This window comes from Streptomyces solicavernae (assembly GCF_029968095.1).
GTDB lineage: Bacteria > Actinomycetota > Actinomycetes > Streptomycetales > Streptomycetaceae > Streptomyces > Streptomyces solicavernae.
The window spans coordinates 19,664-34,491 of sequence record NZ_JASCIR010000023.1; the positions used below are offsets into that span (position 1 = coordinate 19,664).

Genomic DNA, 14,828 nt, shown 5'->3' on the forward strand with positions numbered 1-14,828 from the left:
CGAACCCGTCCGGTTTCGTGGGGTTAATCAGCACATACCCGATATCAAGTGGGCCCTACCGCATGCGCGGGCGCACGGTGGCACGAACGGCGTAGGAGTTCCGCGCCCGACCCCCTCGCGCGCCCCCTCTGCACGCGGCGCGGCGGATCAGCGCGGTGCGGCGGATCAGCGCGGTGCGGGTCCGTGGCGTGCGGGTCGTGCCGTGCGGGTCCAGCGCCCCGCCGGTCAGCGCTGCGCCGATCAGCGCTGCGCCGGTCAGCGCCGCGCCGCCTGCCAGCGGGCCGCCTCGGTCACGGCCGGGCGGTCGTGCTCCAGCCAGTCGACGTCCCAGAGCTGGTCGGGCGCGAGCCAGCGGAGCGCGTCGTGGTCCTCCAGGGGGCGTACGTCGTCGGGGTGTGCGGCGACGAGTTGGGCGGCCCAGACCCGCAGGGCGTACCCGGGCCGGGCGAGGGGCCATTCGCCGGGGAGCCGCGCCAGGAGTTCGACCTCGACGCCGAGTTCCTCGCGCAGTTCGCGTACGAGGGCCTGCTCGGGGCGTTCGCCGGGTTCGACCTTGCCGCCGGGGAGTTCCCAGCGGCCGGCGAGGTGGGCGGGGGCGCTGCGCCGGGCGGCGAGCAGGCGCCCTTCCGCGTAGAGGGCGCCGCCGACGACGAGGGTGCGATCCGTCATGCGCCGGAGCCTACGCACACGTCGGCGCGGCCGACCTCGGTGGCGTCACGTCGCCTTCCGTCCGAGCCGCTCGATCCAGTACAGCCGCTCGTGGCCGCGCACCTCCAGGCTGTCGGCGACTCGCTGGGCCTCCGACCTGGTGGCGTACCGGCCGACGCGGTAGCGGTTGCCGTTGTCGTCCTGGCGTATGACGTGCCACGGGAGCATCGCGCTGCCGTCGTTCATCGCACTCCTCCCCCGGCCGCCGGCCGCCGCCGTCTCCCGTCCACTGACGCAACCCCATGATGCATATGCCCGAGCGTACGCCCCGACTTCACCCAGCGGATACGGAACAGCACAAAGAGATACACAATCGGCCAGGACCGGACCAACGCCGAGGGGGCGCACGGTTGGCGTGCGCCCCCAACGCCCGTACGTGTACGGTCACTTCACCGGCAGGCGGTACGCGACGCGGTACCGGTCGGCGTGCATCACCACGTCGGCCGTCTCGACGGGGCGGCCGGAGGCGAAGTACGTGCGCTCGACGACGAGGACGCCATGGCCGGGGACGCCGCCGAGGGCGAGGAGTTCCTCGGCGAGGCCGGGGCGGGCGCCGACCTCCTCGGCGACGTTGTCGACGATCACGTCGATCGCGGCCATCCGCTCGACCACGCCGCAGCCGCCGAGCGGGCCCTCCTCGGGGAGCATGACCGGCGTGCGGCCCGTGATCGCCAGGGGCTCCCAGGAGGTGGAGAGCATCATGGCCTCACCGGCGTCCCGGAAGACGTACTTCGTCCGCATGACGCGGTCGCCCGGCTTGATCGCGAGGCGTTCGGCGATCTCCGGCCCCGCCTCGAACTGTTCGCTGCGGGACTCCCAGGTGCCGCGCACCCCGGCCTCCGCCTGCTCCTGCCGGAAGGGCGTGGAACCGCTCGACCGGTACGCGGAGCGGGCGACGCGGCGCGGCACCGGGCGCTCGCGCACATAGGTGCCGGAGCCGGAGCGGCCCTCGACCAGGCCCTCGGCCATCAGGACCTTGCGGGCCTCCAGGGCGACGGTGTCCGAGACCCCGTACTCCTCGCGGATCCGCGCCTGCGAGGGCAGCCGGGTGTGGGGCGGGAGCGCGCCGTTGACGATCTGCCTGCGAAGATCGTCGGCAACGCGCAGATACGCCGGCTGCTCACCGATTGTCACGAGCCACTCCCATCAGGTTGACAGACAGCAACAGCCTGACAACCCTCGGTTGAGAACCGCAACCTTAGGCCACGGAATCACCCGAAGTGATGACTTGTCTTGACGCGCACGGCCCACCCGCGACTCCCGGCGCGCTCACACCTCGGCGCCCGCGCCGGGGTTGCCGTCAAGACCACCCGTAGAACCGGAACCGCCACCGGAACCGCCACCGGAACCGCCACCGGCCCCACCACCGGACCGACCGCCGGAACCGCCATCGGCCCCGGACCCGGACCCGGCCCCCGCCCCGTCCCGCATCGAGCCGGTCAGTTTGCCACCGTCCTCGGCGCCGACCAGGCAGGTCACGGTGCGGTCGCCGAGGGACCAGCTCTGGGAGGTCGGGTAGTAGAAGTAGTCGTACACATCGCCGGGGAGGGCCGACGGGTCGTCGAAATAGCCCTCGGCAAGGGTGGCGCAGCGCTCCTCGGCGACCCGGGCCATGCGGCCCACGCCCGGGTAACTCCCGTCGTCCAGGCGGAAGTTGCCGTACGCCTCGCCGTCGTGCGGCTGCTCGCAGTCGACGAGTTCGACGTCGTACGTCTCGCCCTCCAGCTTGCCCGTCGGCGAGTCGAAGCAGTCCCCGACCGCGAGGGTGAACGCCGAGCGGTCGTCCCGCGACTCCTCGGCCGCACCCGTGAAGCCCTGCCAGAAGCTCGACGCCCAGCCGAGTGAGAGGCCGAGCACGATGAAGGCCGTGCCGACCGAGGAAAGCGTCACACCCGCGACCGCCATACCCTTGCCGCGCTGCCCGTTCCGCCTGATCTGCGACAGCGCGACGATCCCGAGAACCAGCCCGAGCGGCGGCAGGAAGCACAGAATGCCGAGCACCATCGAGGCGATCGCGAGCCCGTTGGTCGACGGCGGCCGCGGGGGCTGCGCGTAAGGCGCGTACGGCCCGTGCGGCGCGTACGGGGAAGGCGGCTGCGGGCCGTGAGGCGGCGGAGGAAGGGCCACGGGTACGGTGCTCCTGGTCGGGCGATCATGGGAACGACTGCTCGAATCGTACGTCGGGGGTCTGACACTCGGGGGCGGCAGAGCGCGGGAGAGGTCCGTACCGACGGCGCGTGGCCCCGGACCTCCGCCAACAGGCGGTGATCCGGGGCCACTTCGAGCAGGCACACCCTGCTGCGTTGCTGCGTTGCTGTGTTGCTGTGTTGCCGCGTTGGGGCGTTACCGCGTTACTGCAGTTACTGCGTTACTGCGTTACTGCGTTGCTAGAACTGCAGCGCCCAGGAGTCGATCTTCCCGGTGTCGTAGTACGCGTTGTCACTGACCCGCAGCTTCCACGTGCCGCCCGCCGTCTCGGACGAGGCGTTCACCGTGTACGTGGTGTTGATGTCGTTCGCGCTGCCGCCTGTGCCGTAGCCCTTGAGCGTGTACGCGGTGCCGTCCGGCGCGATCAGCTGGACGCGCAGGTCGCCGATGTAGGTGTGGCTGATGTTCACCGACACCTGCAGGTCGGCCGGGGCCTTGTCCGCGACCCCGCTCACCGGGAGCGGAGCGTCGACCGTCGCGTTGTCCCGGATCGGGTAGTCCGTGGTGTTCTCGAACCGCTCGCCGCCCGGCGGCGGGGTGTCGCCCGAGCCGACGTTCAGGAGGCGGTTGGGCGAGCCGGAGCCGGGGCTGCCGACGACGCCCGTGCTGGCGGCCGCGACCAGGCCGTCCCGCACCTGCGCCGGAGTGGCCGAGGCGTGCTCCGCGAGGTAGAGCGCCGCCGCGCCCGCGACGTGCGGCGCCGCCATCGACGTACCGGAGATCGTGTTCGTCGCCGTGTCGCTGGTGTTCCAGGTCGACGTGATGGACGAGCCCGGCGCGAAGATGTCGAGGACGCTGCCGTAGTTCGAGTAGTACGCCTTGCCGTCGGTGCTGGTGGTGGCGCCGACCGTGATGCCCTCGGTGACGCGTGCCGGGGAACGGGTCGAGGCGTCCACGGACTCGTTGCCGGCCGCGAGCGAGTACGTGACGCCGGAGGCGATGGAGTTGCGGACGGCCGCGTCGAGGGCCGGGTCCGCGCCGCCGCCGAGGCTCATGTTGGCCACGGCCGGCTTGACGGCGTTCTTCGTGACCCAGTCAATGCCCGCGACGACGCCCGCCGTCGTGCCCGAGCCCTGGTCGTTGAGGACCCGTACGCCGACGATCTTCGCCTTCTTGGCGACACCGTGCGCCGTACCGGCGACCGTGCCTGCCACATGCGTGCCGTGGCCGTTGCCGTCCTGCGCGGTGTTGTCGTTGTCGACCGCGTCGTAGCCGTACGAGGCACGGCCGCCGAAGTCGCTGTGGCTGATGCGGACACCGGTGTCGATGATGTACGCCGTCACACCCTCGCCGGCCTTGTCCGGGTAGGTGTAACTCTGGTCCAGGGGAAGGGAGTTCTGGTCGATGCGGTCCAGGCCCCAGGACGGCGGGTTCGGCTGCGTGGCGTCGATGGTGAAGGTCCGGTTCTGGACCACCGAGGCCACCGCCGGATCGGCGGCGAGCCGCTGCGCCTCGGCCTTGCTCGCCTCGACCTCGTAGCCGTTGAGGGCGGCGGTGTACGTGCGCTCGATCGTCGCGCCGTGCTCCTTCGCGACGCTCCTGCCCTTCGCCGAACTCGACTTCGCCTCGCTCTTCTTGAGCGTCACGATGTAGCTGTCCGCGATCGCGCCGGGGGCGCCGGCGTTCTCGATGGTGCCCACTCGGGCGTCGGCCGCTCCCGCCTGGGGAGCGGCGACGACGCCGAGCGCGAGGGCCGCGACGGCAAGGCCGGTGGTGCCTGCGAATCTTCGCCGTGCGGTTCTCTTCAGTGCCATCTGAGGGATCCTCCTCGTCGATGGTGCGCTGGTGGGGGTGGTGGTACGGAGGTGCACGCGGAAGCACGACGACCCCGAACCGAACCGTTCGTTCCGTTCGTGACGGGCCGGTCGCCGTCGAAAGATTGACTGATCCATAGGAATCGCACAAGAGGCCGTACCACACGTAACAGTGCGGCCTTGCCCCGACCGTGACGACCAGTCACCCGACAAATCCGATACCCGACCTCGTACGGCTTCCCGGCCTAAAGTCGGCTCATGATGTCTCTGCCGGACTTCGTCTGCCCCGCGGACGGCACCCGGGTGCGCGCGGGCTCGCTCGCCTGGTGCTGCCCGGTCTGCCGCGGACCGCTCGACCTGGACTTCCACCCGACGCCCACGGACCTCAAGGCGCTCGCCGGACGGGTCAACTCGCTCTGGCGGTACGCGGGTTCACTGCCGCTCGCGGAGCCCGAGGTCAGCCTCGGGGAGGGCCGCACGCCGCTCGTCGAGCTCACCGGGACGGTCACGGCGAAGCTGGACTTCCTGATGCCGACGCTCTCCTTCAAGGACCGCGGCGCCGTCCTCCTCGCCGAGCTGGCCCGCCGCCTCGCCCCCGAGCGGGTCGTCGCCGACAGCAGCGGCAACGCGGGCACGTCCGTCGCCGCGTACACCGCCCGCGCGGGGCTCGACTGCACGGTGTACGTACCCGCCACCACCTCGCCGAAGAAGCTGGAGCAGATCCGGGCGCACGGCGCGCACGTCGAGACGGTCCCCGGCGACCGCGAGGCCACGGCGCTCGCGGCCCGCGCGGCGGCCGACGAACCCGGCACGTTCTACGCCTCGCACGTGCACAACCCGTACTTCCTGCACGGCACGAAGACCTACGTCCTGGAACTCTGGGAAGACCTCGGCGGCCGCCTGCCCGACGTCCTGGTCGTGCCCGTCGGCAACGGCACGCTGCTCCTCGGCGCCGCGCTCGCCCTGCGCGAGCTGCACTCCGCCGGCCAGATCGGCCGCTTCCCGGCGCTGTACGGGGTGCAGTCCGCGGCCGTCGCGCCGGTCGCCGCGGCGTGGGCGGAGGGCGCGGCGGGCCTTGCGGCCGAGCCGTTCCCGTCGCGGCCCACGTACGCGGAGGGCATCGCGATCCCCCGCCCGCCGCGCGCCCGCCAGATCCTCGCCGCGGTACGCCAGTTCGGCGGCGGCTTCCTCACGGTCCCGGACCCGGCGATCGCCTCCGCTCAACAGGACCTGGCCGAGCGCGGCCTGTTCGTCGAGTCGACGGCGGCGGTGTGCTGGGCGGCGGTACGGGGAGGGCGGTTCGGGGAACGGTCGGTGGTGGTGCCGTTGTGCGGGGCGGGGGCGAAGACGGGGCTGGCCAGTGGGCCTACGTGGGCGTGAGGGCGTGGTCGGTGGCTCGGGTGCCGGCTTTCGGCAACACAGCGGCGGCCCACCCCGATTCCCGTTGGGGCGGACCGCCGTACCGTGTGCCGATTCCCTACGCCGGGCCGTCGAAGTGACCCGAGGCAGCAGCAGCGGCGAACGCCGTCACGGCCTCGCGCTGCAGCAGCAGTGCGGGCCCGTTCGGGTTCTTGCTGTCGCGGAGCGCGGCCATCTCGTCGTCGACGATCGCGGCCTCGATGCACTGTGCGCCCGTGTCTGAGTAGCTGGACTTCCACCACGACACAGGCAGGGTCGCGGAGTCGCCTACAACACGCTTCATGCGTTCTTCCTTATCTCTGTGATCAGTTCCGCGGATGCCTCGACCGAGAGCGCCGCGGAGGTAAGCCGTTGCCATGCGTCCCGGTGCGCGACGACCTGCTCCCGTTCCTCGACGTAGAGGGCCGAGGTCAGTCCCTCGGTGTGGACGACGTCGAGATCAGCATGGGGGCCGAACCCCAGAAGCGTGAAACTGCCCAACTGCCCGACGTGCAGCGGTGCTGTCGAGGGCAGGACCTGAATGTTGACGTTCGGCCTCTTCCCCATGGACAGCAGTCGGCCAAGCTGTTCATCCATCACGCCCGGGCCCTCGGATGTGGACCGTAGTGCGCCCTCGGCGATGATCGTCCAGAGGTCGAGCGGGTCCTCGCGCGTGAGCACCGATTGACGGCCGAGTCGCACCTCGACCAGTGCATCGACGCGCGCCCCGACAGCCTCAGACATCGCCGTCGCCCTGATGATCTCCCGCGCGTACTCGGCGGTGTGGAGCAGGCCCGGGATCGCTCCGAGTTGCCACGACGACACCGAGACAGCCTCGGCTTCAAGGCTGATCAGGTCCTCATACACCGGTGTGAGTACACCCCGGTAGGAGTGCCACCAGCCACGTTGCGCACCCTCCTTCGTGAGAGTGACCAGGGCAGCGCGCAGTTCGGCGCTCACCTCGCGGCCAAGCGCGGCGTACAGATCGAGGATCGCCTCGACGTCCGCGGCTTTGGCGGCACTACGGGCCGTCTCGATCCTCGACAGCTTCGAGTGGATGAACCGCCCCTCGGATCGCTCAGCGACGTCTTCGAGGGTGAGTTCGCCACGCAGGGCGCGCAACTTCGCACCAAGTCGACGACGGCGCACGGTAGGCGCACTCACGAGTTTCCCTCCCTGTTCGGCGTCTGCGCGCCAGTCTGCCTTGACCCGTCATCGCCTGTCACCTGGCTAGATACCACGCGACCAAACCTTCCTACAACATTATGCAAATTCCTACGATTGAGTAGACAGGCTTGCATGGTGCGTAGCGAGAGGAGCACTCTAGGAGAGAGGGATGCGAAGCACCCACGCTTGCGGGATCAATTGCCATGCAAGTTCCGGGACTTGACCGTGAGGGGACATACATGACCGAGCACCAAACGCCCGCCGAAACGGCACCCATGCGCCGCAACTCGGCCCGTGGCCACTTGCGTTACTGCCAAGCAAGCCCCAATCAGCCAGCGCAGCAAGGAAATTCGTACGTCGGTACCTGGCATACGCCGATCCGGGAGCATCCGAGGACCACGTCTATGCGGTCACTGTCGTGATGAGCGAACTGGTCACGAACGCAGTTCGCTACGGCACCGAACCAGGTGACTCCGTACGAATCACCATCGACGTCACCGCCCGCCGCACCCGGGTAGAGGTGCACGACGCCGTACGGCGCTACCCGCGCCCCCGCCCCGAGTCCCGCACCCGCGAGCGCGGGCGCGGCCTGGTCGTCCTCAACGCGCTGTGCCCCGGCGCGTGGGGCGTCACCGACAGGCCGTTCGGCAAGGCGGTGTGGGCGGAGGTCACCGCATGACCGCACCCACCCCGACCGCGCTGCACCATCACGCGGTCGGCCATGCCCAACGATCGAAGTCTCTTCGGCGCCGACGCGAGATCTCCAACGAACCCGGGGCTGTTCACTGTCGACTCCATGGCAGAGATGGGCAGGTGTCCCGCCTCTCTGAACGTGAGGCAGAGAAGCACTCTGACCTGGGATGTCTCAGATTGATCGAGTCTTCGGGTGCCCACCTGTCCCGCTCAGGGCGAGGCACCTCCGGTGTCCCATTGCTGTGCTATCCAAGGAAAGTGACGACTTCCAAGATCTCCAGTAGGCCCTTCGACGCGGTGCTGTGCGACCTCGACAACGTCATCCGCTTCTACGACACAACGGAGCTGGCAAGCCTCGAACGCAGTGCGGGGCTCGCAGAGGGGACGACCGAAAGCGTGGCATACGCACCGGAGATAGACCTGCCACTACTGCTCGGCGAGATCGCCAAGGAGCAGTGGGTACAGGCTGTCGTGGCCGGCCTCGCAGGGCAGGTGCCGGAGACCCAGGCGCGTGAGCTGGGGACAGCGCTCTCCCAAGCGCCATTCTGGGCGGACGACGTCGTGGTCGCCATGCTTCGGGAGGTGCAGGCGCACGTGCCATTGGTGCTGGTGACCAATGCGACCGTGGAGCTGGAGGACGACCTGGCTTCGCTGGGACTGGCAGATTTCGCCGACCACGTCGTCAGCAGTGCCCGGGTGGGGGTGGCCAAGCCGGACCGGAAGATCTATGAGATCGCGGCCAGTCAGGTGGGCGTTGCCATGCACCGGTGCCTCTTTGTGGACGACCGGCTTGAGAACGTCGAAGCCGCAGTCGGGCTTGGAATGACCGGCCTGCACTATCGCGAACCTGCCGATCTCCGTGAGCCCTTGGGCGTCTTGCTGGACAAATGAGCCCCGCGCCTACGAGCCCGCCCCCGGCAACGCCTCCCGCACCACCTCCGCCAGATGCCGGGCCCTGCGGTCCGACAGCTGCTCGATCTGCGTACGGCAGCTGAACCCGTCCGCCAACACCACCGCGCCCTCCGGCGCCGCCCGCAGCGCCGGGAGCAGTGCCTGCTCGCCCACCTGGACCGACACGTCGTAATGCCCCCGCTCGAAGCCGAAGTTGCCGGCCAGGCCGCAGCAGCCGGAGTCGAGGCGGCCGCTGTCGACGCCGATGCGGGCGAGGACCCGGTCGTCGGCGGCGCTGCCGAGCGTGGCGTGCTGGTGGCAGTGGGTCTGGGTGAGGGCTGTGGCGTCGAGGCGGGCGAACGGGGCGTTGGGGGCGTGGCGGTCCAGGAGTTCGGCGAAGGTCAGGGTCTGCTCGGCGGCGCGCCGGGCCCGGTCGTCCCCGGCGAGGAGTTCCGTACCGTCGCTGCGGAACAGGGATGTGCAGCTGGGTTCGAGGCCGATCAGCGGGATCCCCTGCCGCAGAAACGGGTCCACGGCGGACAGCGTGCGGCCCAACCGGGCGCGTGCCGCGTCGAGTTGGCCCGTCGTCAGCCACGTAAGGCCGCAGCACAGGCCGTCCGGCGGCAGCAACACCTCGAAGCCCGCGCTCTCCAGGACCTCCACCGCGGCCCGCCCCACCTCGGGCGTGAAGTACTCCGTGAAGGTGTCGGGCCAGAGCAGGACCTGTTGACGGTCGCCGGGCACCGTGGCGCGGCCCTCGAACCACGTCCGGAACCGCTGCGTCGCGAAGCGCGGCACCGCGCGCTGCGGTGCGATCCCGCCCGCCCGTTTGAGGAGTGCCGCCGCGGCCCGGTTCTGTGTCACCGCGTTCGCCAGGCGTGGGGCCTTCCCCGCGAGCCGGGCCCAGACCGGCAGACGCCCCAGGGAGTAGTGCGTGACGGGGCGCACGCGGCCGCGGTAGTGCTGGTGCAGGAACTCCGACTTGTACGTGGCCATGTCGACGCCGACCGGGCAGTCGCTCTTGCAGCCCTTGCAGGACAGGCACAGGTCGAGGGATTCGCGCACCTCTCCCGAGCGCCAGCCGTCCGTGACGACCTCGCCCTGGACCATCTCGTACAGCACGCGGGCGCGGCCGCGCGTGGAGTCCTTCTCGTCGCGCGTGGCGCGGTAGCTCGGGCACATCACGCCGCCGGAGGACGTACGGCACTTGGCGATGCCGACGCAGCGGCGCAGGGCCCGGCTCAGGTCGCCGTCGTCCTCGGCGAGGGCGAGGGTGGTCGTGAGCGGGAGTTGCGGGCGGTGGCCGGGGCGGATGCGGAGGCGTTCGTCGGCGGGGCGGGGGTGGACGAGGATGCCGGGGTTGAGGCGGTTCTCCGGGTCCCACACGTCCTTGAAGTCGGCGAACGCGGCCATCGCCTCGGGGCTGTAGACCAGCGGCAGGAACTCGGCGCGGGCCTGCCCGTCCCCGTGCTCCCCGGAGAGCGTGCCGCCGTGCGAGGCCACGAGCCGGGCGGCCTCCGTCATGAACGCCCGGAAGGTGCGCAGCCCTTCGGGCGTCTCGTGGTCGAAGTCGATCCTGATGTGCACGCAGCCCTCGCCGAAGTGCCCGTACGGCGTGCCCTGGAGCCCGTGCCGGGCGAGCAGCGCGTCCAGGTCCCGGAGGTAGTCGCCGAGGTGTTCGACGGGTACGGCGGAGTCCTCCCAGCCCGGCCAGGCCTCGGAGCCGTCCGGGGCGCGGGTGGCGAGGCCCGAGCTGTCCTCGCGGATCCGCCAGAGCGCGGCCTGCTCGGCGGGGTCGGCGACCAGGCGGACGGCGAGCGCGCCGGTGTCGCGGGCCAGCGCGGCCGCCAACTCCTCGTCGGCGCGCGGCACTTCGTCAGCATCGTCATCGGGGTACCCGAACTCGCAGAGCAGCCAGCCCCGGCCCTCCGGGAGCAGCTTCTCCGGTTCGGCGTCGGGGACGTTGCGGCGCAGCGCCGCCACCTGGTCGCCGCCCAGGCCCTCGCAGGCGATCGGCCGGTGCTCCAGGACGTGCCGGGCCGCGTCGCCCGCCGCGGGCAGGTCGGCGAAGCCGAGGGCGACGAGGGTGCGGCGGGCGGGCAGCGGGACGAGCCGGACGGTGGCGGCGAGAACCACCGCGCAGGTGCCCTCCGTGCCGACGAGCACGGCGGCCGGGTCGAAGCCGCGCTCGGGGAGGAGGTGTTCCAGGCTGTAGCCCGACACCTGGCGGCGGAAGCGCCCGAACTCGGTACGCAGGAGCGCCAGATGGGCGTCCCGGAGGTCGCGCAGGCGGGCGTGGATCTCGCCGCGCCGGCCGCCCCCCTCGATGACCTGGAGCAGTTCGTCCTCGGTGAGCTTGCGCAGGGTCATGCGGTGCCCGTCGTACGTCACCACGTCGAGGTCGACGACGTTGTCCGCCGTGCGGCCCCAGGCGACCGAGTGGGTGCCGCAGGCGTTGTTGCCGATCATGCCGCCGACCGTGCAGCGCGCGTGCGTCGACGGGTCGGGCCCGAAGCGCAGTCCGTACGGGCGGAGCGCCCGCTGCAGGTCGTCCAGGACCACGCCGGGCTCCACGCGCGCGGTGCGGGCCTGAGGGTCGATGCCGAGCACGGCGCCGAGGTGGCGCGAGGTGTCGACGACGACGCCGTCCCCGACGGCCTGCCCGGCGATCGAGGTGCCCGCACCGCGCAGGGTCACGGCCACGCCGTACCGGTGGCAGACCGCGAGCGTGCCGACCAGCTCGTCGGTGGAGCCGGGCAGCACGACGGCGGCCGGGACCTGCCGGTACGTGGAGGCGTCCTGCGCGTACTCGGCGCGGCGGCGCGCACCGAACGCCACCTCGCCGCTCACGACGACGGCCCGCAGGTCCCGTTCCAGCCGTGCCAGGGTCCGCGGGACGGGGGTGTCGGTGCGGTCGGTGCGCGGCGCGGCGGGGATGGACATGCGGGCTCAACTCCTCTTCGTACGCGGGAACTTGATGCGAAGGTACGCTCCGGGCCTCAGCCGCCCAGGACCGCGTCCACCGACTCCCGCCACAGGCGCAGCCCCTCCGCGACCTCGCCCTCGGTCACCACGAGCGGCGGGATCATCCGGACGACCTGGCCCTGCGTGCCGCAGGTGAGCAGGAGCAGGCCGCGCTCCCCGGCGGCCGCGTGCACCGCGGCGGCGGTCGCGCCGTCCGGCTCGCCGTCGGCGTCGGTGAACTCGGTGCCCGCCATCAGGCCGAGCCCGCGCACGTCGCCGACGCCCCGGCGGCCCTCGCCCGCCGGGTGCGCGGCGGCCACCTCGCGCAGGCCGGAGAAGAGTTCGGCGCCGCGCGTGGCGGCGTTCTCGACGAGCTTCTCGCCCTGGATGACGTCGAGCGTGGCGATCGCGGCCGCGCAGGCGACGGCGTTCCCGCCGTAGGTGCCGCCCTGCGAGCCCGGCCAGGACTTCGCCATCAGGGCCTGCGGGGCGGCGATCGCGGACAGCGGGAAGCCGCTGGCCAGGCCCTTCGCGGTGACGACGATGTCGGGCCTGCCGCCGAAGTGGTCGTGGCCCCAGAACTTGCCGGTGCGGCCGAAGCCGGTCTGCACCTCGTCCAGGATGAGCAGGATGCCGTGCCGGTCGGCGCGCTCCCGCAAGCCCTGCAGGAAGGCCGTGTTGGCCGGTACGTACCCGCCCTCGCCGAGGACCGGCTCGACGATGAACGCGGCCGTGTCGGCGGGCGCCGTGACCGAGGCGAGCAGCTGGTCCAGCTCGCGCAGCGCGAAGCGGGTCGCGGTCTGCTCGTCCCAGCCGTAGTGGAAGGCGTTCGGGAACGGGGCGAGGGCCACGCCGGGCATCAGCGGCCCGTACCCGGAGCGGAACTTGGTGGCCGAGGTCGTCATCGACGCGGCGGCCATCGTGCGCCCGTGGAAGCCGCCCTGGAAGGCGACGATGTTGGGCCGCCCGGTGGCCTGCTTGGCCAGGCGCATGGCCGCCTCGACCGCCTCCGAGCCGGAGTTGACGTAGAACAGCGAGTCGAGCCCGGCGGGCAGTACCTCGCCGAGGCGCTCGGTCAGGGTGAGCAGCGGCTGGTGCAGCACCGTCGTGTACTGGCCGTGCACCAGCTTGCCGACCTGCTCCTGCGCGGCGGCGACCACGCGCGGGTGGCAGTGCCCGGTGCTGGTGACGCCGATCCCGGCGGTGAAGTCCAGGTGGGCGCGCCCGGATTCGTCGTAGAGGTGGGAGCCCTCGCCGCGTACGGCCAGGACCTGTGTTGCCTGCTTCAGGACGGGGGACAGGGCACTCATGGGATGTCTCCTCGGGCGCGATCTGAACGGTTGCCGGAGCTCTCGGGCCTGCGTCTCCCAGGCCCGCCGCCACGGCTCTCGGGCTGTTCACAGGACTGTCGACTCATCGTAGGATTGTCAACAACCTGCACGCATGCAAGCATGCCATTTCCAACGCTGTCCATAGGCGAGTTGAGCGGGAGTACGCGTGAGCACTTCTTGGACGGAACACGAGCGGGCCGTCGTCGACGCCGTGCCCGACGGCCTCCTCATCGGCGGGAGCTGGCGCCCGGCCGCGTCGGGGGCCCGGTTCCCGGTGGAGGACCCGGCGCTCGCCCGCGAGCTGCGCACCGTCGCGGACGCGGGCGCTCAGGACGCGCGCGCGGCGGCCGATGCGGCGGGCGCGGCACAGGAGGCCTGGGCGGCGACGGCGCCGCGCGAGCGCAGCGAGATCCTGCGCCGGGCGTACGGACTGCTGCTTGAGCGGCAGGACGACCTCGCGCTCCTGATGACCCTGGAGATGGGCAAGCCGCTGGCCGAGGCGAAGGGCGAGGTGGCGTACGCCGCGGAGTTCTTCCGCTGGTTCGCCGAGGAGGCCGTCCGCGTCGACGGCGGGTACCGGACCTCGCCCGACGGCAGGGACCGCTTCCTGGTGATGCGCCGCCCGGTCGGCCCGGTGCTGCTGATCACGCCGTGGAACTTCCCGCTCGCGATGGGCACCCGGAAGATCGGTCCGGCGGTCGCCGCGGGCTGCACGATGGTGGTCAAGCCCGCCGAGCAGACCCCGCTGTCGCTGCTCGCGCTGGCCGGGATTCTGCGCGAGGCGGGGCTGCCGGACGGGGTGCTGAACGTCCTGACGACGAGCCGCCCCGGCGAGGTGGTCGAGCCGCTGCTGCGTGGCGGGATCATCCGGAAGCTGTCGTTCACGGGATCGACGGCGGTCGGGCGGCTGCTCCTCGAACAGTCCGCCGAGCAGGTCCTGCGGGTCTCCCTGGAACTCGGCGGCAACGCCCCGTTCCTGGTCTTCGAGGACGCCGACCTGGACCGGGCGGTGGAGGGCGCCCTCGCCGCCAAGATGCGCAACATGGGCGAGGCGTGCACGGCCGCCAACCGCCTGTACGTCCACGAGAGCGTCGCCGGCCCCTTCGCCGACCGCCTCGCCGCCCGCATGGGCGCCCTCACCGTGGGCCGCGGCACCGATCCGGGCGTGGACGTCGGCCCGCTGATCGACGCGGACGGCCGCGCGAAGGTCGACGAGCTGGTGGAGGACGCGGTGGGGCGCGGCGCGAAGACCCTGGTCGGCGGCGAACACGCCCCGGGCGACGGGTACTTCTACCGGCCCACCGTGCTCGCCGGGGTCCCCGCGGACGCGGCGATGCTGCGCCAGGAGATCTTCGGCCCCGTGGCCCCGGTGCTGACGTTCTCCGACGAGGACGAGGCGGTCGCCGCCGCCAACGACACCCCGTACGGCCTGGTCAGTTACGTCTTCACGCGGAACCTGGAGCGGGCGTTCCGGGTGAGCGAGCGCCTGGACACCGGGATGGTCGGCCTCAACAAGGGCGTGGTGTCCAACCCGGCCGCGCCGTTCGGCGGGGTCAAGCAGTCCGGGCTCGGCCGCGAGGGCGGCAGCGAGGGCATCGCCGAGTTCCTGGAGACGCGCTACCTCGCCATGCCGCTGACCTGAGGCCCTGCCCCGCCTTGGCCCCTGCCCCGCCTCGGCCCGCACCGCCTTGCCCCGTACCGCCTCTCGCACCGG

Annotated in this window: 13 protein-coding genes; 4 read left to right on the top strand and 9 right to left on the bottom strand. The window is 71.6% G+C overall.

From position 1 onward, the window contains the following. Window positions 1-255: 255 nt before the first annotated feature. From QIS99_RS23170 to QIS99_RS23190, 5 genes are all read right to left on the bottom strand, one after another. Window positions 256-669: a (deoxy)nucleoside triphosphate pyrophosphohydrolase gene (locus QIS99_RS23170; RefSeq protein WP_282515532.1), complete on the bottom strand. Its 414-nt coding sequence runs from the start codon at window positions 667-669 to the stop codon at window positions 256-258. Window positions 670-714: 45 nt separating this feature from the next. Continuing rightward, window positions 715-894: an SPOR domain-containing protein gene (locus QIS99_RS23175; protein WP_282515533.1), complete on the bottom strand. Its 180-nt coding sequence runs from the start codon at window positions 892-894 to the stop codon at window positions 715-717. A 198-nt stretch (window positions 895-1,092) separates the two neighbouring features. Then, the gene (locus tag QIS99_RS23180; protein WP_282515534.1) at window positions 1,093-1,842 is read right to left on the bottom strand and encodes a GntR family transcriptional regulator; all 750 of its coding nucleotides are present in this window, start codon (window positions 1,840-1,842) and stop codon (window positions 1,093-1,095) included. A 135-nt stretch (window positions 1,843-1,977) separates the two neighbouring features. Further along, complete coding sequence (locus QIS99_RS23185; RefSeq protein WP_282515535.1) at window positions 1,978-2,835, bottom strand: DUF4190 domain-containing protein; 858 nt, start codon at window positions 2,833-2,835, stop codon at window positions 1,978-1,980. A gap of 260 nt (window positions 2,836-3,095) precedes the next feature. Continuing rightward, window positions 3,096-4,670: a S8 family peptidase gene (locus QIS99_RS23190; protein ID WP_282515536.1), complete on the bottom strand. Its 1,575-nt coding sequence runs from the start codon at window positions 4,668-4,670 to the stop codon at window positions 3,096-3,098. A 258-nt stretch (window positions 4,671-4,928) separates the two neighbouring features. On the opposite strand from QIS99_RS23190, the gene QIS99_RS23195 reads away from it, so the two are divergent. After that, complete coding sequence (locus QIS99_RS23195; protein WP_282515537.1) at window positions 4,929-6,050, top strand: pyridoxal-phosphate dependent enzyme; 1,122 nt, start codon at window positions 4,929-4,931, stop codon at window positions 6,048-6,050. Between the two features lie 97 nt (window positions 6,051-6,147). Here the strand turns inward: QIS99_RS23195 and QIS99_RS23200 are convergent, their stop codons facing one another. Both QIS99_RS23200 and QIS99_RS23205 read right to left on the bottom strand, forming a co-directional pair. After that, the gene (locus QIS99_RS23200) at window positions 6,148-6,372 is read right to left on the bottom strand and encodes a DUF397 domain-containing protein (protein ID WP_282515538.1); all 225 of its coding nucleotides are present in this window, start codon (window positions 6,370-6,372) and stop codon (window positions 6,148-6,150) included. Then, complete coding sequence (locus QIS99_RS23205) at window positions 6,369-7,232, bottom strand: helix-turn-helix domain-containing protein (RefSeq protein WP_282515539.1); 864 nt, start codon at window positions 7,230-7,232, stop codon at window positions 6,369-6,371. The genes QIS99_RS23200 and QIS99_RS23205 overlap by 4 nt, the downstream gene beginning before the upstream one ends. 238 nt (window positions 7,233-7,470) lie before the next feature. Here QIS99_RS23205 and QIS99_RS23210 point away from each other — a divergent pair, with 238 nt between their 5' ends. Then, a complete protein-coding gene (locus tag QIS99_RS23210) occupies window positions 7,471-7,914 on the top strand; it encodes an ATP-binding protein (RefSeq protein ID WP_408909615.1) in 444 nt (147 codons plus the stop codon). A 272-nt stretch (window positions 7,915-8,186) separates the two neighbouring features. Further along, a complete protein-coding gene (locus QIS99_RS23215; RefSeq protein WP_282515540.1) occupies window positions 8,187-8,819 on the top strand; it encodes an HAD family hydrolase in 633 nt (210 codons plus the stop codon). A gap of 9 nt (window positions 8,820-8,828) precedes the next feature. On the opposite strand, the gene QIS99_RS23220 is transcribed toward QIS99_RS23215, so the two are convergent. Further along, on the bottom strand, window positions 8,829-11,762 hold the full coding sequence (locus QIS99_RS23220; protein ID WP_282515541.1) for an FAD-binding and (Fe-S)-binding domain-containing protein: 2,934 nt from the start codon (window positions 11,760-11,762) through the stop codon (window positions 8,829-8,831). A 56-nt stretch (window positions 11,763-11,818) separates the two neighbouring features. Continuing rightward, a complete protein-coding gene (locus QIS99_RS23225) occupies window positions 11,819-13,093 on the bottom strand; it encodes an aspartate aminotransferase family protein (protein ID WP_282515542.1) in 1,275 nt (424 codons plus the stop codon). A 187-nt stretch (window positions 13,094-13,280) separates the two neighbouring features. Here QIS99_RS23225 and QIS99_RS23230 point away from each other — a divergent pair, with 187 nt between their 5' ends. After that, on the top strand, window positions 13,281-14,756 hold the full coding sequence (locus QIS99_RS23230; RefSeq protein ID WP_282515543.1) for an NAD-dependent succinate-semialdehyde dehydrogenase: 1,476 nt from the start codon (window positions 13,281-13,283) through the stop codon (window positions 14,754-14,756). Window positions 14,757-14,828: the final 72 nt, after the last annotated feature.